This is a genomic window from Stenotrophomonas sp. 21LCFQ19 (assembly GCF_056861425.1).
The window spans coordinates 144,337-167,807 of sequence record NZ_JBSPUF010000010.1 but is presented as its reverse complement, the minus strand read 5'-3'; the positions used below and the strand labels follow the sequence as shown (position 1 = coordinate 167,807).

The following is a 23,471-nucleotide window of genomic DNA, read 5'->3' as shown; positions in this document are numbered from 1 at the left end:
GCGGGGGCGGTCATTCTACCGCCCCCGCCAGAGTGCAGGTCAGGCTCCCCATCAGGGGATCTGGACGTTGCCGTTGCCGTTGCGGCAATCGTCGATGTCGCTCTGGTCCATCTTTGCGTACGGCTTGAACTCGGGCACCGCCGCAGCCAGTTGCTGCTGGGTGGCCATCAGTGCAGGCAGCTGGTCGCAGATCTTGGCGGCGCTGGCCTTGATCTTGTCCGCCTCGGCATTGATGCGTGCTTCGATCTGCTCGGAGTTGCCAGAGAAGATGCCCTTGATCGCTTCGCCCGCAGCCTGCGCACCGAGGTTGGCCCCCTGCACGCCGATGTCGATGCCAGCCTCGGCAATGCCGATCACCTGCGTGCGGTAGCGCAGGGTAATCGCGCGTTGGCTGTCATTGAGCGGGATGGAGGTGCTGTTGATCAGCAGGTCGCCGGTCGGGGTGACCTCCACCTTGGCGCCATCGGAGCCGATGCTGATGTTGCCCTCCGCCATTTCCTTGCGGGCTTTGTCGGTGGCTTCGCGGACCTTGGCGCCGATGGTGGTGTCGGTCGCAGGTGCATTGGCTGCTGGCTTCTCGCCGCAGGCGGCCAAGGGGAGTGTCAGCGCCAAGGCGAGCAGGGATGCGTTGAGGATCTTCATGGTCTGCGTTCCGTTGCGATAAGAAGGAATTAGCGTTTTTTCGGCAGCTCGACGCTGCCGCTGATGCCGGAATGATTCACCGAGCCACTGCCGAGACTATCCACCTTGAGGCTGGCGGCGCCACGGACATCCAGGTCGCCCGAACCCAGTGAGCCCAACTGCACGGCGCCGCGGCTATCGCGAATGTCGACGTCACCGGAGCCGATGCTTTCGATGCTTACGGCACCCTGTACACCGCGCAGCTCGACGTCACCGGAGCCGACAGTGCCGATCCGGGCGTCGCCGCGGACGCCGTCGATCCTGGCATCGCCCGATCCAACAGAGAGCACGTGAAGCGAGCCGATGTTGTGGAACTCGACATCGCCTGAACCCACTGCCGCCGTTGCCAGGCCCTTGATGTCACGCGCACTGACATCGCCAGAGCCCACGTCGGCGCTCATGCTCTTGGCGCCGACCAGCGAGGCATCACCGGAACCGACCTTGAGCTGTACCAGGATGTCGTCCGGCAGGCTGCCGGTCAGGTCCAGGTAGGCGTAGGTGTGGCCCATGTTGATGTTCAGCCCCTGGTTGCGGCGTTCCAGCGTCACCACCAGCTTGTCGCCAACCTTGCGCTGGCTCAGCGTGAGCTGGTCCAGCAGTTCCTGACTGGAAGCACAGCCGCGTCCGCTGACGGCCGCTTTTGCGCCCGGGCTGGCCTGCAGGCGCAGGTCATGGCTGTTCACTTCAAACATCACGGTCTTGCTGCTTCCCAGGTCCAGGTTCAGCGACTGGGGTGCGGTAAACGCGCAGGGCTGGCTGGCGAAGGCTGCGCCCGGCGCAGCCAGCAATGCGGCCAGTACAAACGTCTTGTGCATGAACATTCTCCTGATCAGAACTCAGATGTCGTCGCGACGGCGGCGCAGGTAGATGGCGGCGACGATCAAGGCGATACCGACCACGGCGCCGATCCAGATATCCGGGTTGGAGAGTACCTTGCCCAGGCTATGGTGCTGCAGCAACCACTGCACCAGGTCGGCCGGGGTCTGCAGGTCTTCGCCACGGATGTTGGTGTCGGTCAGGCCGCGCGGCAGCCAGGAAGACGGGAACACGCTGAGCAGGCCGCGGTAGGCAACGGTGTACCAGATCCAGCCCAGCGGCAGCTTCACGCCCGGCATCGCGCCGAGGATGCTGATCATGGTGCAGGCCAGTAGCGGGATCAGCACCGCCCACAGGAACGGCTTGGTCCGCACCAGCGCCGAGCAGAACATCAGCCAGCCGACGGTTGGCAACGCCCAGAGCAGGCTGACCGGAAGCGTGCTCAGGATCAGACCCAGGATGCGGAACGGGTGCGAGTGGGTGGCAATCGCCCAGGGGCTGGTGGCGCCGGCACCGGCTGCGCCCAACATGGCCACTACCCATAGCACCAGGCCGACAGCCAGGCCGATGGCCATCGCGATCAGCGGTGCCAATACCAGTGCCCACAGGGCCTTGGACAGCACGGTCTGGGTGTCCGAGACCGGCAATGACTTCCAGAACAGCACGCTGCGGTCGCGGCGATCGTCGTAGAGGCTGCCAAGTGCGTAGAAGAACACCACGAAGGCCAGGATCAACGATGCCAGGAAGATGCCTGCCAGCAGCAGCCCATCGCCGAATGCGCCCATGACCTTGAGGTATTCGCTGACATCGCCGGTGTGGTTGATGCCATCGGAATTGCGGGCGGCGAACACGCCAATCAGCGCGCCGATGATGGCGAACAGGATGGCGATGCCGCCGGTGATGACCTGGGCCCAGACGAAGCCGCCCCGGTTTTCCCAGTACTCACGCTTGAGCAGCCATTTGAACTTGCCGAGCGGGGTGATGTGGTGAGCGGCGTTCATGCGTAGGTTCCCTTCATGGTGGCCACGAACAGGTCGGCCAGGCCGGGGGTGCGGATTTCGCCCATGGCGGCGAGTTGGTTGCGGTTGGCGCCATCAAAGAGCAGCACGGTCTTGCCGAATGGCAGGGCGCGTTCTTCGATCGGACCCAGTGCACGCGCTGCCTGCAGTGTGTCGGCCGAGGCCAATAGCTCGGTGTAGCGCTCGGCCAGTGCCTCCATGTCGGAGGACAGCACGATCGAACCGTCGCGGATGAACAGCACGTCGGTCAGGATGTGCTCGATCTCTTCCACCTGGTGGGTGGTGATGATGATGGTCTTCTGCTCGTCGAAGTAATCCTCCAGCAGGCGCTGGTAGAACTCCTTGCGGTACATGATGTCCAGGCCCAGGGTGGGCTCGTCCAGCACCAGGATCCTGGCGTCGATGGCCATCACCAGGGCGAGGTGCAGCTGTACCACCATGCCCTTGGACATCTCGCGCACGCGCTGTTTGGGGCTGAGCTTGGTGTTGGCCAGGAAGCGCTCGCAGCGGGCGCGGTCAAAACGCGGGTGCACGCCGGCAACGAAGTCGATGGCTTCCTTGACCCGCAACCAGCGTGGCAGCACCGCCACGTCGGCGATGAAGCAGACATCATTCATCAGGTCGTCGCGCTGGCTGCGCGGGTCCATGCCCAGTACCTGCAGGTCGCCGTCAAACGAGGTCAGGCCGAGCAGGGCCTTGAGCGCCGTGGTCTTGCCGGCGCCGTTGGGGCCGATCAGGCCGACGATGCGGCCCGGTTCGATGGTGAAGCTGGTGTTGTCCAGCGCTGGCTTCTGCTTGTAGGCCTTGCGCAGGCCCTTGGCGGAAACGACGGCTTCGACGGCGTTCATAGAGTGGTCCCCGGTGGCAGCAAATCTTCCATGGTCAGGCCCAGGCGCTGGATGCGCTCCAGCACGGCCGGCCATTCGTCATTGAGAAAACGATCACGCTCGTTGCCGCGCAGCTTCTGGGCGGCCTCCTCGGTCATGAACATACCAAGGCCACGGCGTTTCTCGACCAGGTTCTCGTCGGCCAACTCCTGATAGGCGCGCGAGACGGTGATCGGATTCAATTGGTACTCGGCCGCTACCTGGCGAACCGAGGGCAGGGCATCGCCCGGCTTCAGGATTCCGTCCAGCATCATCGCTATCACGCGATCCTTCAGCTGGCGGTAAATGGGAGCGCCATCGCTCCACTGGATATCGCTCATGGGTCAGCTCCGCGAATTCAGCTGTGCGAAAGAAAAATAAGGCATCGAAAGACTGGTCCGCATACGCCGGGCCGGTCGTTTCGTTTTGGGGCTTTCGTCGGCATCCTGCCCATCACCGCCCACCTGGGCTGCATAATCCCTGGCATCGGCAAGGCCGTTGCCGAGGGAGGTTGAGCAGCCCAGCAACAGCAAGGTGCCTGTGACCATCAGTGCGTGGAGAGCGTGTCTGCCGTGCTTGGTGTTCATGGGGCCCCTGTGTAGGGTGGCTGGTGTTGTATGCAACTATAACACCGACACGCCAACATGCAACTGCTTGCGACCAAACTAATGGCTTATGCCGTTCCAAACTTGTTTGTAGTGTTCAGGAGAAGCCAGTGAGCATTCGTAATTTGTTGATATCTATTGCTTTTATTGCTGGCGGGGGTGTGGCACTGGATGCCGCTGCCGGTCCGTTGCTTGACCGCAACTACCGTTCGCTGGCCGGAAAAGAAGAGGTAAACCTGAATCGCGCGTATGGCGGCAAGGTGCTACTGGTAGTGAATACCGCCTCCAAGTGCGGGTTTACCCCGCAATACGAGGGGCTGGAGGCATTGCAGCAGGAACTGTCGCCACGTGGTTTTGCCGTATTGGGCTTTCCATCCAATGATTTCAAAGGCCAGGAGCCTGGCAGTGAGGAACAGATCCAGGAGTTCTGCACGCTTACCTATGGGGTGAAATTCCCGATGTTCCAGAAGGTTCATGTGATCGGGCCGGAAACGACGCCGCTGTATCAGGATCTGACGCGCATCAGTGGCGTGGCGCCGGCCTGGAACTTTCACAAATATCTGATATCACGCGATGGTCGGGTCCTGGCACAGTTCCCCAGCCGGGTGAAACCGGATGACCCGGAGCTGCGGGCAGCGATTGATCGCGCGCTGGACGCACCCGCGCCACGGCGCTGATGTGCCTCGACATCTGCGGTGCGCGTGCGACAATGTCGCCCCTCGCGCCGCCGGTGGCGTTTGTTCACTTCCAGGAATGCAGCGAATGAAGATGGGAAAGCGTGGCGCGGTTGCGTCGCTTCTGATTTTGGCGATGGCGGCCCCCGGGGTCGTTTTTTCGCAACAACCTGCCGCTGCGGCGGCGACCAAGGAGAAGTCTGTTTTGACCTCGGATCGTGAAAAGATTGGCTACGCCATCGGTCTCGACGTGGCGAGCTCGTTTGAGCCGGTTGCCTCGGAAGTAGACGTGGCCGCATTGCGCCGTGCCGTTGAGAACGCCTTTGCTGGCGGCCAGCCGCTGCTGTCGCAGGAAGATGCACAGAAGACCGACCAGGCACTGCGCACCGTGATGATGGCGCGTTCGGGCCAGCAGGTTCCGGGCATGGCCCCGGGCAGTGCACCGCCGTCGGTTGACCGCGAAAAGGTTGGCCTGATGCTGGGCAGCTTCGCCGTCGGCCCGTCGCTGGCACGCATCAAGGATGAGATTGATCTGGATTCGGTGTTCCAGGCGGTCAGCACCGTGTTCGCCAAGGGCACCCCGCTGATGACCCACGAGCAGGCGCAGGGCGTGCTGCAGGCATTCAGCGCCACCAAGGAAGCTGAAATGAAGGCCGCGGCCGGCAAGGCTGCCCAGACAAACCGTGAAGAAGGCAATGCTTTCCTCGCCAAGAACAAGACCCAGCCGGGCGTGGTGACCACCGCTTCGGGCCTGCAGTACCAGGTGATCCGCGCCGGCAGCGGCGAGCGCCCGATGGCCACCAGCCGCGTGCGCGTCAACTACGAAGGCAAGCTGCTCAGCGGCGAAGTGTTCGACAGCAGCTACCAGCGCGGTCAGCCGGTTGATTTTGGTCTGGACCAGGTCATCAAGGGCTGGACCGAAGGCGTGGCGCTGATGCCGGTTGGTTCCAAGTACCGCTTCTGGATTCCGGGTGAACTGGCCTATGGCGAAGCCGGCACCCCGGGCGGTCCGATCGGCCCGAACGCGACGTTGAGCTTCGACGTCGAGTTGCTGGGCGTCATGCCGTAAGGCTGAGTTACGGAGTAGACGCAACCATGCGTGTAGCTATTTTCGGAACCGGCTATGTGGGTCTCGTGACCGGGACCTGCTTGGCGGAAGTAGGGCACGATGTGGTCTGCGTCGATATCGACCAGGCCAAGGTCGATGGTCTGGAGCGCGGCATCATCCCGATCTACGAACCTGGCCTGGAGCCGATGGTGAAGGCCAATCACGCCTCCGGGCGTCTGGCCTTCACCACGGAAGCGGCGAAGGCGATCGACCACGGTGAGGTGATCTTCATCGCGGTCGGTACGCCGCCGGACGAAGACGGCAGTGCTGATCTGCAGTACGTGTTGGCGGTTGCCCGCACCATCGGCCGCCATCTGGCGCGGCCGACGGTGGTGGTGAATAAATCGACGGTGCCGGTTGGCACTGCGGACAAGGTTCACGCTGCCATCGCAGAAGAGCTGGCCGCGCGCGGCCAGGAGATTGCCTTCGATGTGGTCTCCAATCCCGAGTTCCTGAAAGAAGGTGATGCGGTCGCAGACTGCATGCGCCCGGATCGCATCGTCATTGGTGCCAACAACGATCAGGCGGTGACGGTACTTCGGCGACTGTATGCGCCGTTCAACCGCAACCGTGATCGCGTTGTGGAAATGGACGTGCGTTCGGCCGAGCTGACCAAGTACGCCGCCAACGCGATGTTGGCGACCAAGATCAGCTTCATGAATGAAATCGCCAATATCGCCGAGCGCGTTGGTGCCGATATCGAGCAGGTGCGCCAGGGCATAGGCTCTGATCCGCGCATCGGCTGGCACTTCATTTATCCAGGTGCTGGCTACGGAGGCTCCTGTTTTCCCAAGGACGTGCAGGCGCTGGCGCGAACCGCCGCACAGCACGGTCACCAGCCGCAGCTGCTCAATGCGGTGGAGGCGGTGAATGCCGCCCAGAAAGGCCATCTCTTCGAGCTGATCCAGCGTCACTACGATCGCGGTGAAGACGAAGGCGTGCGTGGCAAGACCTTTGCGGTATGGGGGCTGGCATTCAAGCCGAACACGGACGACATGCGCGAGGCACCGAGCCGGCGCGTATTGGCACAGCTGTGGGAAGCCGGCGCCAAGGTGCAGGTGTTCGATCCGGAAGCCATGGACGAAGCCCGCCGCGTTTTTGGCGAGCGTGATGACCTGGTTTTCTGCGATTCCGCATTTGCCGCGCTACATGACGCAGACGCTCTGGTGGTGATCACAGAGTGGAAGCAGTTCCGCAGCCCGGACTTTGCGCGCATGCGTGAAGCGCTGGGTGATGCGGTGGTATTTGATGGCCGTAACCTCTACGACCCGGCTGAAATCGAAGCCGCAGGCCTGGCGTATTACGGCATTGGTCGAGGACGTTCCGTACATGCATGAATCAACTCCCGAGCAGCGCGAACAAGCGCTGGAAGCACGCCTGGTTGAACTGGAGATGCGTGTTTCCTTCCAGGAGCAGGCGTTGGCGGAGATGAGCGAGGCTTTGGCTGATGCCCGCATGCAGGGCTCGCGCAACGCTGATCTGCTGCGCCACCTACTTGATGACCTGGGCAAGGTGCGCACGGCGTTGTATGCCGACGCCGCCGATGAACCACCGCCCCCGCACTACTGATATTTCCCATGAGTGACAATATTCGTGACCAGCTGCTAGGGCTGGGTTTCAAACCTGCTCCCAAGCCGGAGCGCAAGCCGGAAGTGCGTCGTGACGGCCGCCCGCAGGGCAAGCCGGGGCAGGGCCGGCCACAGGCTGGCAACAAACCCGTGCACGCTGGCAAGCCTTCCCATCCGGGCAAGCCCGGGCAAGGTCGGCCGCAGCAGGGGCCACGCAAGCCGCGCTCGCAGGAAGACATCGATCTGGCCAAGGCCTATGCGATCCGTGCGCAGAAGGAAAAGGACGAACGCATCCAGGCCGAACAGGCCAAGCAGGAAGAAGCACGCCTGCGCCGTGAGGCGCGCGCCAAGCTCGATGAGCTGATCAAGGACAAGAGTCTGAACGATCCGAACGCCGACATTGCCCGTCATTTCCCGTATGGCGGCAAGATCAAGCGCGTCTACGTCAACGCTGATCAACTCAAGGCGCTCAACGCCGGTGAACTCGGCGTGCTGCAGCAGAACGGCCGCTACCTGTTGGTGACAGCCGAGGTGTTGGCACAGGCCGAGGGGATCTTTGCCCAGGCAGTGGCGCTGAAGGTCGATCCGAATGCTCCGGCGGATGCTGATCCCTACGCGGACCCGCAGTACCAGGTGCCGGACGATCTGGTCTGGTAAGCGATTCGATATGATGCAGACAACGGGCGCCAGCGGCGCCCGTTTTCTTGAGGGGAATGCAATGCAGGGACATCCGAAGCAGGAAGGCTATTACCCCCACGTTGACGGCCTGCGTGCCATTGCCGTGCTCGCGGTCATCTTCTACCACCTCAATCCGAGCTGGTTGCCGGGCGGTTTTACCGGCGTGGATGTCTTCTTCGTGATCTCCGGCTATGTGGTCAGTGCCTCTGTGGCGCGCTCTTCCAGCTTCGGGGGCTGGAAGGGAGTGCTGGGTTTCTATGCGCGGCGCATGCGCCGGATCATGCCGGCGCTGGTCGTGTGCCTGCTGGTCACCGGCCTGCTGAGCACCTTGTTCATTCCCGAGTCCTGGCTCAGCGAAACCAGTGGCAAGACCGGGCGCATGGCCTTTGTGGGGCTGAGCAACTGGGTATTGGCCGGCACGGGCAACGATTACTTCTCGCCACGTAGTGAGTTCAATCCTTACACCCATACCTGGTCACTCGGCGTGGAGGAACAGTTCTATCTGCTGTTCCCCCTGTTGTTCATGGCTTGGTCCAAAGGCGGCCGGGGCCGGGGCTTGTCGATGCTGTTGTTTGGCCTTGCCACGGCTGGTTCGCTGCTGTTTGCGATCAGCCGCGCGCTGCAGGGCGGGCAGGAGATCGCGTCCTTCTACCAGACCACCACGCGGTTCTGGCAGTTGGGCGCGGGTGTACTGCTGTTCCAGATGCTCGACATGCGTAGGCATGTGACCGCAGAGTCGCGCCTGACGACGGGGCCTTGGTCAATGCTGTTGCAGTTGGGCAGTGCCAGCATGCTGGCTTATGGGTTGTGGGCTGCGCGTCCCGGCCACTCGCCGTGGATCGATGGTTTATGGCCGGTGCTGGGCACGCTGGGTTTGCTGGCGTTGCTGCATCGCTCCGCTGCCAGCTGGGTCGGCAGCGGTCTGTCGGCGCAACCGATGCTGGTGATAGGGCGGATGTCATATTCGCTTTATCTATGGCATTGGCCGGTATTCGTGCTGTTCCGTTGGACGGTTGGCTTGGACTCGTTGCTCACCGGGGCACTGGCTTTGGTTTGCACCGCGGAGTTGGCTTGGCTGTCATGGCGCTGGGTCGAGCAGCCGTTGCGCTTTGGCAGGCGCTGGCGTGGCTCGGACCTGCGTTGGGTGACGGCCGGCGTGGTGTTGGTGTTGCTGGGTATGGCTGTGCAAAAGCAGTTGGAGCGCGCTGCCAAGCATATTTCCCTGAGCACAGTCAGTCGCCATCCGCTGGACTGGTACCCGTATGCGAAGAGTTTGAAGAAGGAATTCCCTGATTGCGAACTGGTGGTGTCGCGCCTGTCGATCACGGGTGATCACGTGCAGCAGTTCGAGCGTGGCAAGTGTGCTGCTGGGAAAGGCGCTGAGTGGCGTCTGTTCGTGGCGGGTGACTCGCATGCATTGGCATATGGCGAAATGCTCCGCCGCGTGGTTTTACTCGACGGTGGGCAGGCCCGCCTGTACGCAAGTACAGGCTGTGCGCTGGTCGGATTGCAAGGTCGGCAACAAGCCGATCCGGGCTGCGATGCCTACGTACACAACACGCTGGCTGATGTTGCCGCCCAGGCGCGTGCCGGCGATGTGCTGTTCCTGCCCGGTCTGCGGGTGCCAAGGCTGGTTGAGCAATATGGCCTGTTCGATCAGCAGCAGGCGTATGCATCGGTACTGAGTGAGGCATCAGCCGCGCAACGTGCTGCCGACGTGCAGGCTGCGATCGTCGAGCTGAAGCCACTGGCGGATCGCGGCGTGCGGATCGTGCTGGAAGCGCCGAAGCCGGTGCTGGCTGCCCCGCCGTTCCGCTGCTCGGATGCGTTCAACCGCAGCAATCCAATCTGCGTGAATGGCATGGCGGTTGCGCGTGAGCGAATGGAAGCACTGCGGGCACCCGCATTGACCAGCTTGCAGCAGGTGGCGCAGGCGCTGCCTGGCGCAAGTGTCTGGGACCCGTTGCCGGTACTGTGCCCAGGGACGACCTGCCAGCCAGAGCAAGCGGGGAGGCCGCTCTATTTCGACGGTGACCATTTGAGCGGTTACGGCAATCGCGTGTTGCTGCCCTCATTCCGCAGCCATCAGGCGGCGGAAATACGTTGAGTTGGACGTGTTCTGCGTGCGGTAGGGAGGCTGGGATCGCTGCCTTGGCCCGGAATCGGGGCTGAAGGTTCGGTGTGTTCCTCGACCTGGTGCGATCGCGCAGCGTGCACGCGGCGCGAGGTTGTGTGATCGCGGATCAGTTGCCCGAGCTCAACGCGGTGCTGCAAGGTAACGGGCACTGGCATTGCCGCGTAAACCCGTTCCGGGTTCGGGATTGAGTGACAGGCGTATCTGGATGGCGCGGTCTTCGCCGTCGCCGTGCCAGGTGTAGGTGTGGACCGTCCAGCCCCTTTCGTCGATCGAGGTGAGTTCCGCTGTCGAGGCATAGCCTGCAGGGGCCATCCGACCAAGGTCACCGAACTCCTTGGCGAGCCCCTTGGCATCGCCGCTGAAGATGGTTATCCGGCAGGTTCCATCATCGGCCCAGGAGAAGCCGTAAGGGATGCCTTCGTGGTTGACATACCAGGCCTTGCCGGGTTTGTGGCCGAGGAACTCGCTTGCCTCCGCATCCTGCACGCGGTCGCCGCGGTTGCTCATCACCTCGGCAAAGGTATCGGGCTTGTCGAGCAGATCGAGGCAGACGCCGGCGAACATGCCGATCGGCGCGAGCGAGTCGTCGCTGGCGTGGGCAGTACTGCTTGCAAGCAGCGGTATCGCCGCCAGCAAGGTGTACAGGCTGGAACCGTATTTCATGACAGAGCCCCCTGTGCCGTGAGATGGCGCAGTTATAGCAGGGGTTTGGCCTGCCTGCAGGATTCAGCGCATGCGCCGGGCCTGGCGCGAAGGCGGCAGCCAGTACCAGGCGATCAGGGTGCCGAGCAGGGCGAAACAGCCGCCGACGATGAAGGCGAGCCTGCCGTCGCCGAACTGCCAGAGCTGGCCCGCGATCAGGGCGCCGAGCACACCGCCGAGTCCCGACGAGAAGCCATAGAACAGCCCTTGGCCGTGTCCATTGAGGTTGCCCGGGAAGTAGCGTGCCAGCAGCTGCATGGCCGAGGCGAAGAACGCGGCGAAGCCCAGACAATGAGTCGTTTGTGCGACCAGCATCACCGGCAGGTTCTCTGGCCACAGCGCGGTGGCCCACCAGCGCAACACGGCGCTGCCCATGGAGATGATCAGCAACCAGCTGGCATCCCAGCGACGGAAGAAGCGCGCGATCAGGAAGAACACCGCCACTTCGAACACCACGCCGACGGTCCACATCAGCCCAAGCAGCGAGGTGCTGTAGCCGTGCTGGTCCATGTAGAGCGAGAAGAAGGTGTAGTAGGGGCCGAACGACAGCTGTTCGAGGAAGGCGGCGATGAAGAAGGCCAGGACCGGCTTCTGCCGCACGATGCTCCAGAAGCCTGCTTCGTGCTGGCTGCGCGCGGTGATATTGCGCGCATAACGGTTGAGGAAGGCCGAACCGGTCAGCAGCGCGAACAGTGGCAGCATCAGCCATGGCAGCTTGCCGGCACCGTGTTTCTCGATCAGCCAGCCGAACAGGGTGACGACGATGATGAAGCCCAGCGAGCCCCAGACCCGGATCATGCCGTAGCGATGGCTGTCCGCACCCAGGTGGGTGAGGGTGATCGATTCGAACTGCGGCATCACCGCGTTGTAGAAGAAACAGAACGCGATCATTACCGCGTACAGCGTCCAGGGCGGCGCGGGCACCAGGAAACCGGCAAAGCAGGCGATGGTCAATACACAGCCCACGCGCAGCCAGCGGATCGGGTGCGGCGAGACGGCCGCCAGCGAGGTCCAGGTGCTGGGAGCGATCACCCGCGTGGCGTACCACAGGCTCATCATCACGCTGATGGCGGTGACGGTCATGCCGCGCGACTGCAGGTACAGGCTCCAATACGGCGTGAACGCGCCCAGCGCGGCGTAGTAGAAGAAATAGAAGCTCGACAGGCGTGCGGTCGGCACGGTCTGCGCTGGCAGGGCAACGGACGTCATGGGAAGGCGCTGGACGCGCTGGGCAGGCAAGGGGGCGGCGGCATGTGCCGCGGCCCCTATTGTGCCTTTTGCGGGCTTTGGATTGTAGGAGCGGCGTAAGCCGCGAAGCTGGTGTTGTTGCAGTGCTTGAGGCCTGTGCTGGCTGACAATGCGCTTGTTTCGCGGCTTCCGCCGCTCCCACAAAAACGGTGCAGGTCTGTGCGTCCTGCAGTTAGCCCGGGTTGGCGCAGCGCATCCGGGAGACAGGTTGGGTATCCGTTTGTAGGAGCGGCGCCAGTCGCGAAGCTGGCGCTGCTGCAGTTCTCGAGATACCTGCCAGCTGACAAATCATTTGCTTCGCGGCTTGCGCCGCTCCTGCAAACAGCCGGGCTACCGAGCTGTTTGAGTGGCTTTGCCGGTCTATGGCCGCGAACAGAGGTCAGGGCTTGGCCTTGGCATTCCATTCGGCGACCTGCGCCTTGGTTTCGGCCAGCATCGCGTCCAGTGCGGCACGGTCGTAGACCTTGCCGCGCATCACCACGGTATTGATCGCGCGGGTGGCTGCGATGTCCTGCAGCGGATTGCGGTCCAGCAACACCAGGTCCGCCGCCTTGCCTTCGGCGACCGCGCCGTAGCGATCGAGTTTCCCGAACCAGGCCGGGCCGGCACGGGTGGCCGACTGCAGCACCTGCGCCGGCGTCAGCCCTTCGCGCACATACAGTGCCAGCTCGTTGTGCAGGCCGATACCGGGGAAATTGTAGGAGTTCAGAAAGCCCGCATCGGTGCCGGCCATGATGCGCACGCCGGCTTCCTGCAGCATCGGCAGCACCGCTGCCACCTGGGCATAGTGGGCGTGGCGGGCTTCGATCTGTGCGGGTGTGGCCTTGGCTGCACGCTCGACGCGCCACGTGTAGGTATCGCGCAGTCCTGGGCCGATGTAAGCCAGGTAGGGGTCGTTGTCACGCGGTTCGACGTCGAGGAAGTCGATGATGCGGCCGCCGTCCAGTGTCGGGGTCACGGCGACGCCGAGTTCGGCAAAGCGGCGATACGCCGCCATCGCGGTGGTGCGGTCGAAGCCGGCATGCAGCCTGCGGTTGGCCTCGGCGCGGTCGATGTTGCCGGCGGCGAAATCGGCAGCGATTGCAGCCTCATCCTTGACCCCGGCCTTGAAGGCATAGTCCAGGTGCTCGATCGAACTCATGCCGGCCTCGATGGCCTGGCCTACGGTCAAGGCCATCGGGACATGACCGGAACTGCGCATGCCGCGCGCCTTGGCCTGGCTGACGGCGTACAGGAACAGCTCCGGCTTCAGCGTACTGTCGGTGATCTTGACGAAGTCGACCTGGTCGCGCTGCTCGCGGTCCAGTGCCGCATCCACACCGGCCTTGTCACCGGCCTCGATCGTGCCTTTCCACACCGGCGCCAGACCTTCGATCTTGGCACCGGAGGTGAACAGCTGCGGTCCGAACAACTGGCCGCTGGCGATCTGCCCGCGCCACGACAACACCTGCTCGGCCAGATCACCCGATGCATCACGCACGGTGGTGATGCCATGTGCAACGTACAGCGGCAGCAGGGCCTTGTTCTCGTCGATCAGCGCGGGACCGCCGCCGAAGTGGACGTGCATGTCCCACAGCCCGGGAATGAGATACCGACCGCGGCCGTCGATGGCGGTGTTCGCGTGCCATTGCGTTCCGATGTGTGCATCGTCACCGACGGCGACGATGTTGCCGCCGCGGATGGCCACGGCCTGGTCCGCTATCGCGCGGCCGTGTTCGACATCGATCACGGTTGCATGGCGGATCACCACGTCTGCTTGGGATTGGGCTGCGATCGCAGGGGATGTGGTTGCCGCGAGGGTGGTCAGCAGCAGGCCGAGCGTGGTCTTCATCGGTGGTTCCAGTGGTAGGCGGTTGCCGGGTAGTGCGAGTTCGTAGAGTGCTTCAACGGGCACCTGCCGCGCGCAGCAGCTGCTCAATAACGGTTTGCCGGCGTTGGCGTGCATGTGCCAGGGGCGTCACACCCTGCTCATCGGCAAGATTGACGTCCGCTCCGGCGGCAATGAGCAATTGGGTGATCTGCGCGTAGCGTTGGCTGCCGTCACCAAGGATGACGGTCTCCAGCAGCGCGGTCCAACCAAGGTTGTTGATGTGGTCGACGTCAACGCCGGCCTCTATCAGCAGCTGCACCGTGCTGACATGGCCGCGTTCGGCAGCGGGTATCAACGCGGTGCCGCCGTAACGGTTGGTACTGCGCAGGTCGGCGCCGTGCGCCAGGGTCATCTGCAGGATCTCGGTCTGCCCGCTGGCGCCGGCGTAGAGATAGGGGCTGTCCTGCATGCGGTCCTTGGCGTTGACATCAGCGCCAGCGGCGATCAATACGCGTGCGGCTTCGGCCTGCCGCGCACGGATGGCGAGCAGCAAGGGCGTGCGTCCATTGGCATCGCGGCTGTCGATGCCGCTGCCCTGGCTGAGCAACAAGGCGATGCGCTGGCTGTCGCCGGCTTCAGCCGCTTGTTGCAGATGCTCCGCGTTGACCGTGCTGGTGCCGACGCCGCTGGAAGTGAGCAGCACGGCAGCCAATGCCGGGGCGGCGATCCAGTTCTCTACGCTCATTGCCTGCCTCTGTCCGGGTTGCTGTGTGCCTGCAGCGGGGAAGGGCGTTTGCCCAAACCTGCAGGCGATGCTACAAGTGCGGCGAGCCATCGTGAAATTAAATGTCGTGGTCGGGTCCAGTTCAAAAACAAATAGGGCTTACTTCGAGCTGGATCTGCTGCGGGCACTGGTGATGGTGGCCGATTGCGGCAGTTTCACTGCCGCCGCGGCGCGCCTGCATTCCACCCAGTCGACCATCAGCCAGAAAGTGAGGCGGTTGGAGGACCTTGCCGGGCACCGCCTGCTGGATCGCGGGGTGCGCGATGTGCGGCCGACGGACATCGGTGAGACCGTGCTGGGTTACGCCCGGCGCATGTTGTCGCTCAACGAGCAGCTGGCAGAAGCCTTGTCGGGCGATGGTGCCGCGGTGGTGATAAGGCTGGGGGTGCCGGAAGATTTCGCTGCAGGACGTACCACGCCGGTGCTGGCTGAATTCACCAAGGCCTACCCGCGGGTGAAGCTGGAGGTCAGCAGCGGCTTGAGTCGTGCCTTGGCCGAGGGTTACGACCGCGGCGAGCTCGACCTGATCCTGGTCAAGCAACGGCGTGGCAGCCGCGAGGGCGTGGCGTGCTGGCCGGAGCCGATGTGCTGGGTGGACAGTGCCAGCAGTCCCTCGTTCGGGATGGAGCCGGTGCAGCTGGTGGCGTTTCCGCCGCGTGGCATGTACCGCGAAGACATGATCGACGCGATTGAACGCCTGGGGCGGCGGTGGCGCATCAGCTTCACCAGTTCCAGCCTTGGCGGCATCCAGTCAGCGGTTGCCGATGGTTTGGGCATCAGCCTGTTGCCGGCGCGGGCGATGACAGCCGGGCACGTGGTGTTGGGGGTGGAGTCCGGCTTGCCGCGTATCGACAGCGTCGAGCTGGCGGTCCTGCACCGCCCGTCGGCGGACCCGGAAGCCAAGGCCTTGGCCGCGTTGCTGATCCAGATGCTTGAGCAGGAAATGGGTTGAGGTCTGTGGCAGCCAGATAGCTGGCGACTGCCAACCACCAACTACGTCAGAACAGGTCTTCGACCGGCGTATCCAGCAGCTCTTTGGCTCCATGGGTGAAGCGGCGCAGGCTGGAAATGCCCAGGTCGCGGATCAACGAGTGGGTGGTGTGGGGCAGGGCGGCGTCGTAGATGTCCTGCGGTGCGACGTTCTTGCCGTGAACGCCTGGCAGCAGATCGATGCCGGCCGCGGCATAGCAGTGCTGCACCATCGCCGAGCAGTAGAGGGCGCCTTCCTTGGACAGCAGGTTGCTGCGCCGACGCAGGCGGGTGCTGTGCATCGCAAACAAGGTGCCGACCAGTTCGCTCAGCGAATAGCTGGACAGCCCTGACAGCAGGTCCAGTGCGGCAATCTGTACCTTGTGGGTCTGGGCGGCATCCAGGCCGAAGTCGAGGATGGCCAGGTTCGGGAAGGCTTCGTCGTCGAAGTAACGATCGGCGCGGTTTTCCTGCGCGCCCAGCCGCAGCTGGCGATTGCGCAGGTCCAGGTCCGATTCCAACACCCACCAGTGTCCATCCAGCCGCTGCTCACTGAACAGGAATGCGTGCGACCACAGGCTGCGGTGACCGTCCTGGGTCAGCGGCGCCTGTGCCTTGCGGATCGCCTTGCCGACCCAGTCATCCGTGCCGCACAGGCCGATGCGGCCGGGAGCGGCGTGCTTGCGGATCAGCTCTGCATTGCGGCTTTGCATGGGGTCTTGGCTTGGGGGCAGCTGGCAGGATAGGCGCTGGCGGCGCGGTTGTCGCCACCAGCAGTTGCTGGTTACTCCGGATCGTAATCGAGGTTGGAGGCCAACCAGCGTTCCACCTGCGCCCGATCCACGCCCTTGCGCTTGGCGTAGTCGGTGACCTGTTCGCGGGACACCCGGCCAACCACGAAGTACTGGCTTTGCGGGTGGCTGAAGTAATAACCGGACACCGCCGCGGTAGGCAGCATGGCGAAGCTCTCGGTCAGCGACATGCCGATCCCTTGCGCGTCCAGCAGCTGGAAGATGGTCTGCTTTTCACTGTGTTCGGGGCAGGCCGGGTAACCGGGGGCTGGGCGGATGCCGCTGTACTTCTCGGCGATCAATGCCTCGTTGTCGAGGTGCTCGTCCTTGGCGTAGCCCCAGAATTCGGTGCGCACGCGCTGGTGCAGGCGCTCGGCCATGGCCTCGGCCAGGCGGTCGGCAAGGGCCTTGAGCAGGATGGCGTTGTAGTCGTCGTGGTCGGCCTCGAAGCGGGCAACGTGTTCCTCGATGCCGATGCCGGCGGTAACCGCGAACGCGCCAATCCAATCCTGCTTGCCGCTGTCTGCTGGTGCGATGAAGTCGGCCAGGCAGAAGTCGGGCCGCTCGGCAGGCTTGTCGACCTGTTGGCGGAGGAAGTGCAGGGTGTGTTGCTCAAGCCCCTCTCCCTCCGGGAGAGGGATTGGGGTGAGGGTGTGTGGAGTCAGAGATGTTTGGCATGCCGCACCCTCATCCGCCCTTCGGGCACCCCCGCCTTCGCGGGGGCAGGCCCTTTGTTCTCCCGACGGGAGAAGGGCTATCTGCACGTCGTCGCCATCACTATTCGCCGGCCAGATCCCAAACACAGCCCGTGCTGTCAGCCACTTCTCATCCACGATCCGCTTCAGCATCGCCTGCGCATCGGCGAACAGATCACTGGCCTGCGGACCAACAATCTCGTCCGTCAGGATCGCGGGGTACTTTCCAGCCAGTTCCCAGGCCTGGAAGAACGGCGTCCAGTCGATGACCGGCAGCAGGTCTTCCAGCGGATAGTTGTCGAACACATGCACACCCGGCTGGTTCGGCGTCGGTGGGGTGTACTGGCTCCAGTCGCACGTAAAACGCTGGCCGCGTGCATGTTCCAGCGAGACCAGACGCTTGGCATCACCGCGGTTGCGATGGCGCTGGCGGATGTCGGCGTAGTCGGCATCGTTGGCGGCGACGAAGCTGGCGCGCAGCTCGCGCGAGATCAGCGACTGGGCCACGCCGACGGCGCGCGAGGCATCTTTCACCCACACCGTCGGCGCACTGTAGAACGGGTCGATCTTCAACGCAGTGTGCGCGCGCGAGGTGGTTGCGCCGCCGATCATCAGCGGCATCTCGAAGCCCTGCCGCTGCATTTCCTTGGCGACATGGCTCATTTCCTCCAGCGAGGGCGTGATCAGCCCGGACAGGCCGATGATGTCGGCATTCTCGGCGCGGGCGGCGTCCAGGATCTTCTGCGCCGGCACCATCACGCCAAGGTCGACCACCTCGAAGTTGTTGCAGGCAAGCACCACGCCGACGATGTTCTTGCCGATGTCATGCACGTCGCCCTTGACCGTGGCCATGATGATCTTGCCGTTGGACTTGCCGACATCGCCGGTACGCGCCTTCTCTTCTTCGATGAAGGGCAGCAGGTAGGCCACGGCCTTCTTCATCACGCGCGCCGACTTCACCACCTGCGGCAGGAACATCTTGCCGGCGCCGAACAGGTCGCCGACCACGTTCATGCCATCCATCAAGGCGCCTTCGATCACGTCCAGTGGGCGCGCCGCCTGCTGGCGTGCTTCCTCGGTATCTTCCTCGACCCAGGCATCCAGGCCTTGCACCAGCGCGTGGGCCAGGCGGTCGCGCACCGGCCGTTCGCGCCAGGCCAGGTCCTCGACCTTCTTCTCGCCTTTCTTGCCCTTGTAGCGTTCGGCGATTTCCAGCAGCCGCTCGGTGCCGTCGCGGCGGCGGTTGAGGATCACGTCCTCGACGCGCTCGCGCAGTTCCGGGTCGAGCTGGTCATAGATCGGCATCGCACCGGCGTTGACGATACCCATGTCCATGCCGGCCTTGATGGCGTGGTACAGGAACACCGAGTGGATCGCTTGCCGCACCGTTTCGTTGCCACGGAACGAGAACGAGACGTTCGAGACGCCGCCGGACACATGGCAATGGGGCAGCGTGCGCTTGATGATGCGGGTGGCTTCGATGAAGTCCACCGCGTAGTTGTCGTGTTCCTCGATGCCGGTGGCCACGGCAAAGATGTTCGGGTCGAAGATGATGTCTTCCGGCGGGAAGCCGACCTGCTCGGTCAGGATGCGATAGGCGCGGGTGCAGATCTCCACCTTGCGCTCGCAGGTATCAGCCTGGCCCACTTCATCGAAGGCCATCACCACCGCAGCGGCACCGTAGCGGCGCACCAGCTGCGCATGCTCGATGAACAGTTCCTCGCCTTCCTTCAGGGAGATCGAGTTGACCACGCTCTTGCCCTGCAGGCACTTGAGGCCGGCCTCGATCACGCTCCATTTGGAGGAATCGACCATCACCGGGATACGGGCGATATCCGGCTCGGACATGATCAGGTTGAGGAAGCGCGCCATCGCTTTCTCCGAGTCGATCAGGCCTTCGTCCATGTTGACGTCGAGGATCTGCGCGCCGCTGGCCACCTGCTGGCGGGCAACGTCGACGGCTTCCTCGTAGCGCTCTTCCTTGACCAGTTTGCGGAACTGCGCGCTGCCGGTGACGTTGGTGCGCTCGCCGACGTTGACGAACAGCAGGTCAGGGGTGATGACCAGCGGCTCAAGACCGGATAGCCGGGTGTAGCGGGGTGCTGTGTCGTTGCTCATTACCAGACCTTGAAAACCTGTCCATTGGCGATGCCGTCGATGCTGCGCTGGTAGGCCAGCGCGGCGCGGGCGGCGGAGACCGGTTCAAAGCCGGGGAAGAAGTCGCCATATGCATCCAGCGCCTCGCTCAGCACGCTGGGACTCACCGCGTTGATGCGCAGGCTGCGTGGCAGTTCGAGGGCGGCAGCGCGCACGAAACCTTCGATGGCAGCATTGATGCTGGTGGCGCTGGCGCCCTGCGCGATCGGCTGTTCGGTGAGGATGCCGGTGGTCAAGGTGATGCTGCCGCCATCGCGCAGATGGTGTTGGCCAAGCAAGGCCAGCCGCACCTGGCCTAGAAGCTTGTCGTGCAATCCCTGCGTGAACTGCGCCGGCCTCATCTCCGTCACCGGCCCGAAGTGGACGCTACCGGTAGTGGCGACTATCGCGTCGAGTGGGCCAACCGCCTGCAGCAGCGCGGTCACGCTGTCATCGCTAGCCAGATCAACGCGGTGCAGCGGATCCGAGCGCGAAGCAGTGATGACCTGATGCCGTTGCCGCAGATGCTGCGCAACCGCCGAACCCAGGGTGCCAGTGGCACCAACCAGCAGGATTTTCTTCATCGTGAGTTCCTCAGGCGGCCTTGTCCGCCGCCACCGGCAGCACACGTGGCGGCAGCCCCGTAACGGCTTCGGCAATGGCACGGATGTGATCGGGCGACGTACCGCAACAGCCGCCGACCAGGTTGAGCAGGCCGGACTGGGCGAACTCCTTCAGCGTGGTCGCCATTTCCTCGGGCGTTTCGTCGTACTCGCCAAAGGCGTTGGGCAGGCCGGCATTCGGATGCGCGCTGACGTAACCGCTGGATACCTGCGATAGCGTTTCCACGTGCGGGCGCATGTCGGTGGCACCCAAGGCGCAGTTGAAGCCGATCGAGAGCGGCTGGCTGTGCGAGACCGAAGCGTAGAAGGCCTCGGCGGTCTGCCCGGACAAGGTGCGGCCGGAGGCATCGGTGATGGTGCCGGAGATCATGACCGGCAGGCGTCCACCGCGCGCATCGAATACTTCCTCGATGGCGAACAAGGCGGCTTTGGCGTTGAGCGTGTCGAAGATGGTTTCCACCATCAGCGTGTCGGCGCCACCATCGATCAGGCCATCGATGGCCTCGCGGTAAGTCGCGCGCAGCTCATCGAAGCTGGTGTTGCGGAAGCCAGGATCATTCACGTCCGGGCTGATCGACGCGGTGCGGCTGGTCGGGCCAAGCACGCCGATCACGAAGCGTGGCTTGTCCGGGTTTGTGGCTTCGACCGCGTCGCAGCACTGGCGGGCGATCTGGGCGCCTGACTTGTTCAACTCGTAGACCAGATGTTCAAGGTGGTAGTCGGCCTGGCTGACCGAGGTTGCGTTGAAGGTGTTGGTTTCCAGCAGGTCCGCGCCGGCATCCAGATAGGCGCTGTGGATGCCGGCGATCACGTCCGGTCTGGTCAGCAGGAGCAGGTCGTTGTTGCCCTTGAGGTCATGCCCGCAGCCGGCACCATGTGCGTGCTGGCTGTCAAAGCCGCCGCTGAAGCGTGCTCCCCGGTAGTCGTCTTCTTCAAGACGATGGCGCTGGATCATCGTGCCCATCGCACCATCGATGATCAGGATGCGCTTGGCCAAGGCGCCGAGCAGCTTGTCGACGCGATCGGGGTGGAGCCAGGGGAGGGCTTGCATAGGGCGGGCCGGGTTGTGGGGTCAGGGTTGGTGCGCGATCAGGGAAATCACTTCGAAATGCGGCGGACGCTTCTCGCGGGTGACGGTCTCCAGGCTGGAGACTTCCAGCCCGGCCTTCTCGACGAACTTGCGCAGTTCCTTGCCGGTGAAGCCAAGGTTGACGTGGCCATAGGCTTCGACCGCAACCTTGTGCTCGTGGCGTGCCAGGCTGCACAGCATCAGCCGGCCTTGCGGGCGCAGCACGCGGGCGCATTCGGCCACGGCCTTGGCCGGGTGGCTGGAGTAGGTGAGGGCATGCATCAATACGACCAGATCGAAGCTGCCATCGGCGAATGGCAGCTTGTGCATGTCACCTTCCAGCACTTCCACATTCGGCAGCTTGCGCAGGCGTTCGCTGGCGGCGGCAACCACGCGTGCACTGGTATCAATGCAGACATAGCGCTGTGCGTGCGGGGCCAACAGCTCGGCCAGTACGCCGTCGCCGGAGGCGATGTCGAGCACGTCGCCGGTTTCCAGCAAGGGCAGGGCGCTGCGCGCCATCGCTTCCCAGGTGCGGCCCGGTGAGTAGTGGCGTTCCATGTCGCCAGCGACGCTGTCGGCCCAGTTCTGGTCGGCGGCGCGCATGGCCAGTACGGCCGGTACGCGTTCGGCATCCTGGCGCAGCAAGGGGTCGTCGCTGCCGGTGCTCAGTGCATGCCACAATGCGCGCTGTGCCGGGTCCAGTGCGGCCTCGTCAAAGCGGTAGTACGCCGAGACGCCTGCACGACGGTCACGCACCAGGCCGGCTTCCTTGAGCCGGGCCAGATGGGTGGAGACGCGTGGCTGCGCCAGCGTGGTGATGGCCGACAGCTCGGCCACCGTCAATTCTTCCTGTTCCAGCAACGTCAGCAGACGCACGCGCGTCGCATCGGCGAACACTTTCAGACGGGTTGACCAGTCTTCCAGATCCATAAATATCTACCTATCGCGATATAGAGATATTTTGGCCATGTTGCCAGTTTCGGTCAAGGCGATGCATAGGCTGAATGCGGTGGCGATGGTTACAATCGCAACTTGATCAGGCCCTGGGAGGGGTGTTGTGGATTTCAGTTATTCCGACGAGCAGCTGATGCTGCAGGACGTCGCGCGTCGTATCGCCAAAGAAAAGATCGCCCCCAGCGCCGAGCACTTCGACGCCACCGGCGAGTACCCGCTGGAAAACATCCGCCTGCTGGGTGAGAACGGCTTGATGGGCATCGAGGTGCCGGTTGAATACGGCGGCTCGGGCATGGACCCGGTTTCCAGCGTGCTGGCCATCGTCGAGGTATCGGCGGCAGACGCGGCGCATGCCACGATCATGTCGGTCAACAATTCGCTGTTCTGCAACGCGGTGCTGGGCCATGGCACCGAAGCACAGAAGCAGACCTATGTGCGGGCGATTGCCGAAGGCCGCGAGATCGGCGCGTTCGCGCTGACCGAATCGCAGTCCGGCTCCGACGCGACTGCCATGCGCTGCCGTGCGGTCAAGCAGGCGGACGGTTCGTTCGTGATCAACGGCCAGAAGAGCTGGATCACTTCCGGCCCAGTCGCGCGTTACATCGTGTTGTTTGCGATGACCGATCCGGAACAGCGCTCGCGCGGCATCACCGCTTTCATGATCGACACCAGCAAGCCAGGCTTCGGTCGCGGCAAGACCGAGCCCAAGCTCGGCGTGCGTGCATCGGCGACCTGCGAGATCGAGTTCCAGGACTACGTCGCTGCAGCGGAAGATGTGATCGGCAAGGAGGGCGAGGGCTTCAAGATCGCGATGAGCCTGCTGGATTCGGGGCGCATCGGCATTGCTTCGCAGGCGGTGGGTATCGCCCGCGCGGCCTATGAAGCCTCGCTTGCCTATGTGAAGGAGCGCAAGTCGTTCGGCGCGCCGATCGGCAGCTTCCAGATGATCCAGGCCAAGATCGCCGACATGAAGTGCAAGCTCGACGCAGCCATGCTGCTGACCTTGCGTGCAGCCTGGACCAAGTCGCAGGGCAAGCGTTTCTCGACCGAAGCGGCCGTGGCCAAGCTGACCGCGTCGGAAGCAGCGATGTGGATCGCCCACCAGGCCGTGCAGATCCACGGCGGCATGGGTTATTCCAAGGAAATGCCGCTGGAACGTTATTTCCGCGATGCCAAGATCACCGAGATCTACGAAGGCACCTCGGAAATCCAGCGCCTGGTCATCGCCCGCAACGAAACCGGCGTGCGCTAAACCTGTAGTGCCGAGCCATGCTCGGCAGAGGCTTTTCTGGCAATTTGGCTCGTGTAGGAGCGGCGTAAGCTGCGAAGCCTAAAGTGCTGGGTGGCCAATCAAGCCCGCAATCTGATGGGATGCGGGCTTCGTGGCTTACACCGCTCCCACAAGCTGCAATAACAAACCCCGGCTTTGCCGGGGTTTTTTGTGGATTTGGGGCAGGCGGACGGTGGTGCCGAGCCATGCTCGGCCGAGGGGGTTGCGGCGAACCCCCCCCCCCGCCAAGCGCAGCCCAACAAAA

At 63.6% G+C, this 23,471-nt stretch carries 23 protein-coding genes; 8 read left to right on the top strand and 15 right to left on the bottom strand.

Annotated elements, in window-relative coordinates; translation table 11 throughout:
- Positions 1–51: 51 nt before the first annotated feature.
- Genes AC13FW_RS12865 through AC13FW_RS12840 form a run of 6 tightly spaced genes read right to left on the bottom strand, consistent with a single transcriptional unit; the run spans position 52 to position 3,969 of the window.
- The gene (locus AC13FW_RS12865) at positions 52–642 is read right to left on the bottom strand and encodes a DUF2884 family protein (RefSeq protein ID WP_296246200.1); all 591 of its coding nucleotides are present in this window, start codon (positions 640–642) and stop codon (positions 52–54) included.
- A 29-nt stretch (positions 643–671) separates the two neighbouring features.
- Positions 672–1,496, bottom strand: a complete 825-nt coding sequence (locus AC13FW_RS12860) for a DUF4097 family beta strand repeat-containing protein (RefSeq protein ID WP_482989305.1) — start codon at positions 1,494–1,496, stop codon at positions 672–674.
- 21 nt (positions 1,497–1,517) lie between these two features.
- Positions 1,518–2,498, bottom strand: a complete 981-nt coding sequence (locus tag AC13FW_RS12855) for an ABC transporter permease (RefSeq protein WP_482989304.1) — start codon at positions 2,496–2,498, stop codon at positions 1,518–1,520.
- The gene (locus AC13FW_RS12850; RefSeq protein ID WP_482989303.1) at positions 2,495–3,364 is read right to left on the bottom strand and encodes an ABC transporter ATP-binding protein; all 870 of its coding nucleotides are present in this window, start codon (positions 3,362–3,364) and stop codon (positions 2,495–2,497) included. Before AC13FW_RS12850 ends, AC13FW_RS12855 begins: the two co-directional genes overlap by 4 nt.
- On the bottom strand, positions 3,361–3,723 hold the full coding sequence (locus AC13FW_RS12845; protein ID WP_282269510.1) for a GntR family transcriptional regulator: 363 nt from the start codon (positions 3,721–3,723) through the stop codon (positions 3,361–3,363). The genes AC13FW_RS12850 and AC13FW_RS12845 overlap by 4 nt, the downstream gene beginning before the upstream one ends.
- A 3-nt stretch (positions 3,724–3,726) precedes the next feature.
- Positions 3,727–3,969 (bottom strand): hypothetical protein, encoded by a 243-nt coding sequence (locus AC13FW_RS12840; RefSeq protein WP_282269508.1) that lies wholly within the window; start codon positions 3,967–3,969, stop codon positions 3,727–3,729.
- Positions 3,970–4,103: 134 nt separating this feature from the next.
- On the opposite strand from AC13FW_RS12840, the gene AC13FW_RS12835 reads away from it, so the two are divergent.
- From AC13FW_RS12835 to AC13FW_RS12810, 6 genes are all read left to right on the top strand, one after another.
- A complete protein-coding gene (locus AC13FW_RS12835; protein ID WP_482989323.1) occupies positions 4,104–4,664 on the top strand; it encodes a glutathione peroxidase in 561 nt (186 codons plus the stop codon).
- Between the two features lie 85 nt (positions 4,665–4,749).
- Positions 4,750–5,730 (top strand): FKBP-type peptidyl-prolyl cis-trans isomerase N-terminal domain-containing protein, encoded by a 981-nt coding sequence (locus AC13FW_RS12830; RefSeq protein ID WP_296246189.1) that lies wholly within the window; start codon positions 4,750–4,752, stop codon positions 5,728–5,730.
- 26 nt (positions 5,731–5,756) lie between these two features.
- Positions 5,757–7,106, top strand: coding sequence for a UDP-glucose dehydrogenase family protein (locus tag AC13FW_RS12825; RefSeq protein ID WP_482989302.1), 1,350 nt, complete (start codon positions 5,757–5,759; stop codon positions 7,104–7,106).
- Complete coding sequence (locus tag AC13FW_RS12820; RefSeq protein WP_282269502.1) at positions 7,099–7,338, top strand: SlyX family protein; 240 nt, start codon at positions 7,099–7,101, stop codon at positions 7,336–7,338. Before AC13FW_RS12825 ends, AC13FW_RS12820 begins: the two co-directional genes overlap by 8 nt.
- An 8-nt stretch (positions 7,339–7,346) precedes the next feature.
- On the top strand, positions 7,347–7,994 hold the full coding sequence (locus AC13FW_RS12815; protein WP_482989301.1) for a DUF2058 domain-containing protein: 648 nt from the start codon (positions 7,347–7,349) through the stop codon (positions 7,992–7,994).
- Between the two features lie 61 nt (positions 7,995–8,055).
- Positions 8,056–10,122, top strand: coding sequence for an acyltransferase family protein (locus AC13FW_RS12810; protein ID WP_482989300.1), 2,067 nt, complete (start codon positions 8,056–8,058; stop codon positions 10,120–10,122).
- 150 nt (positions 10,123–10,272) lie between these two features.
- On the opposite strand, the gene AC13FW_RS12805 is transcribed toward AC13FW_RS12810, so the two are convergent.
- The 4 genes from AC13FW_RS12805 to AC13FW_RS12790 form a co-directional block, all read right to left on the bottom strand.
- A complete protein-coding gene (locus tag AC13FW_RS12805) occupies positions 10,273–10,815 on the bottom strand; it encodes an NMCC_0638 family (lipo)protein (protein WP_482989299.1) in 543 nt (180 codons plus the stop codon).
- 63 nt (positions 10,816–10,878) lie between these two features.
- The gene (locus tag AC13FW_RS12800) at positions 10,879–12,063 is read right to left on the bottom strand and encodes an MFS transporter (protein ID WP_482989298.1); all 1,185 of its coding nucleotides are present in this window, start codon (positions 12,061–12,063) and stop codon (positions 10,879–10,881) included.
- A gap of 418 nt (positions 12,064–12,481) precedes the next feature.
- A complete protein-coding gene (locus tag AC13FW_RS12795; RefSeq protein WP_482989297.1) occupies positions 12,482–13,933 on the bottom strand; it encodes an amidohydrolase family protein in 1,452 nt (483 codons plus the stop codon).
- A 52-nt stretch (positions 13,934–13,985) separates the two neighbouring features.
- A complete protein-coding gene (locus AC13FW_RS12790; protein WP_303746627.1) occupies positions 13,986–14,657 on the bottom strand; it encodes an ankyrin repeat domain-containing protein in 672 nt (223 codons plus the stop codon).
- A gap of 91 nt (positions 14,658–14,748) precedes the next feature.
- On the opposite strand from AC13FW_RS12790, the gene AC13FW_RS12785 reads away from it, so the two are divergent.
- Positions 14,749–15,648, top strand: coding sequence for a LysR substrate-binding domain-containing protein (locus AC13FW_RS12785; protein ID WP_482989296.1), 900 nt, complete (start codon positions 14,749–14,751; stop codon positions 15,646–15,648).
- Between the two features lie 46 nt (positions 15,649–15,694).
- On the opposite strand, the gene AC13FW_RS12780 is transcribed toward AC13FW_RS12785, so the two are convergent.
- The 5 genes from AC13FW_RS12780 to AC13FW_RS12760 all read right to left on the bottom strand — a co-directional run bounded on the left by AC13FW_RS12780 (position 15,695) and on the right by AC13FW_RS12760 (position 21,912).
- Positions 15,695–16,378 carry a hypothetical protein gene (locus tag AC13FW_RS12780; RefSeq protein ID WP_296246169.1) on the bottom strand — a complete coding sequence of 228 codons (684 nt, stop codon included), beginning with the start codon at positions 16,376–16,378 and terminating at the stop codon, positions 15,695–15,697.
- A 71-nt stretch (positions 16,379–16,449) separates the two neighbouring features.
- Positions 16,450–19,269: a methionine synthase gene (metH, locus tag AC13FW_RS12775; protein WP_482989295.1), complete on the bottom strand. Its 2,820-nt coding sequence runs from the start codon at positions 19,267–19,269 to the stop codon at positions 16,450–16,452.
- Positions 19,269–19,871: a short chain dehydrogenase gene (locus AC13FW_RS12770; protein ID WP_482989294.1), complete on the bottom strand. Its 603-nt coding sequence runs from the start codon at positions 19,869–19,871 to the stop codon at positions 19,269–19,271. The genes metH and AC13FW_RS12770 overlap by 1 nt, the downstream gene beginning before the upstream one ends.
- Positions 19,872–19,881: 10 nt before the next feature.
- Positions 19,882–20,961: a homocysteine S-methyltransferase family protein gene (locus AC13FW_RS12765; protein WP_482989293.1), complete on the bottom strand. Its 1,080-nt coding sequence runs from the start codon at positions 20,959–20,961 to the stop codon at positions 19,882–19,884.
- A 21-nt stretch (positions 20,962–20,982) separates the two neighbouring features.
- Positions 20,983–21,912, bottom strand: a complete 930-nt coding sequence (locus tag AC13FW_RS12760; RefSeq protein WP_296246162.1) for an ArsR/SmtB family transcription factor — start codon at positions 21,910–21,912, stop codon at positions 20,983–20,985.
- Positions 21,913–22,039: 127 nt separating this feature from the next.
- On the opposite strand from AC13FW_RS12760, the gene AC13FW_RS12755 reads away from it, so the two are divergent.
- On the top strand, positions 22,040–23,188 hold the full coding sequence (locus AC13FW_RS12755; RefSeq protein WP_482989292.1) for an acyl-CoA dehydrogenase family protein: 1,149 nt from the start codon (positions 22,040–22,042) through the stop codon (positions 23,186–23,188).
- The last annotated feature ends 283 nt before the right edge of the window (positions 23,189–23,471 follow it).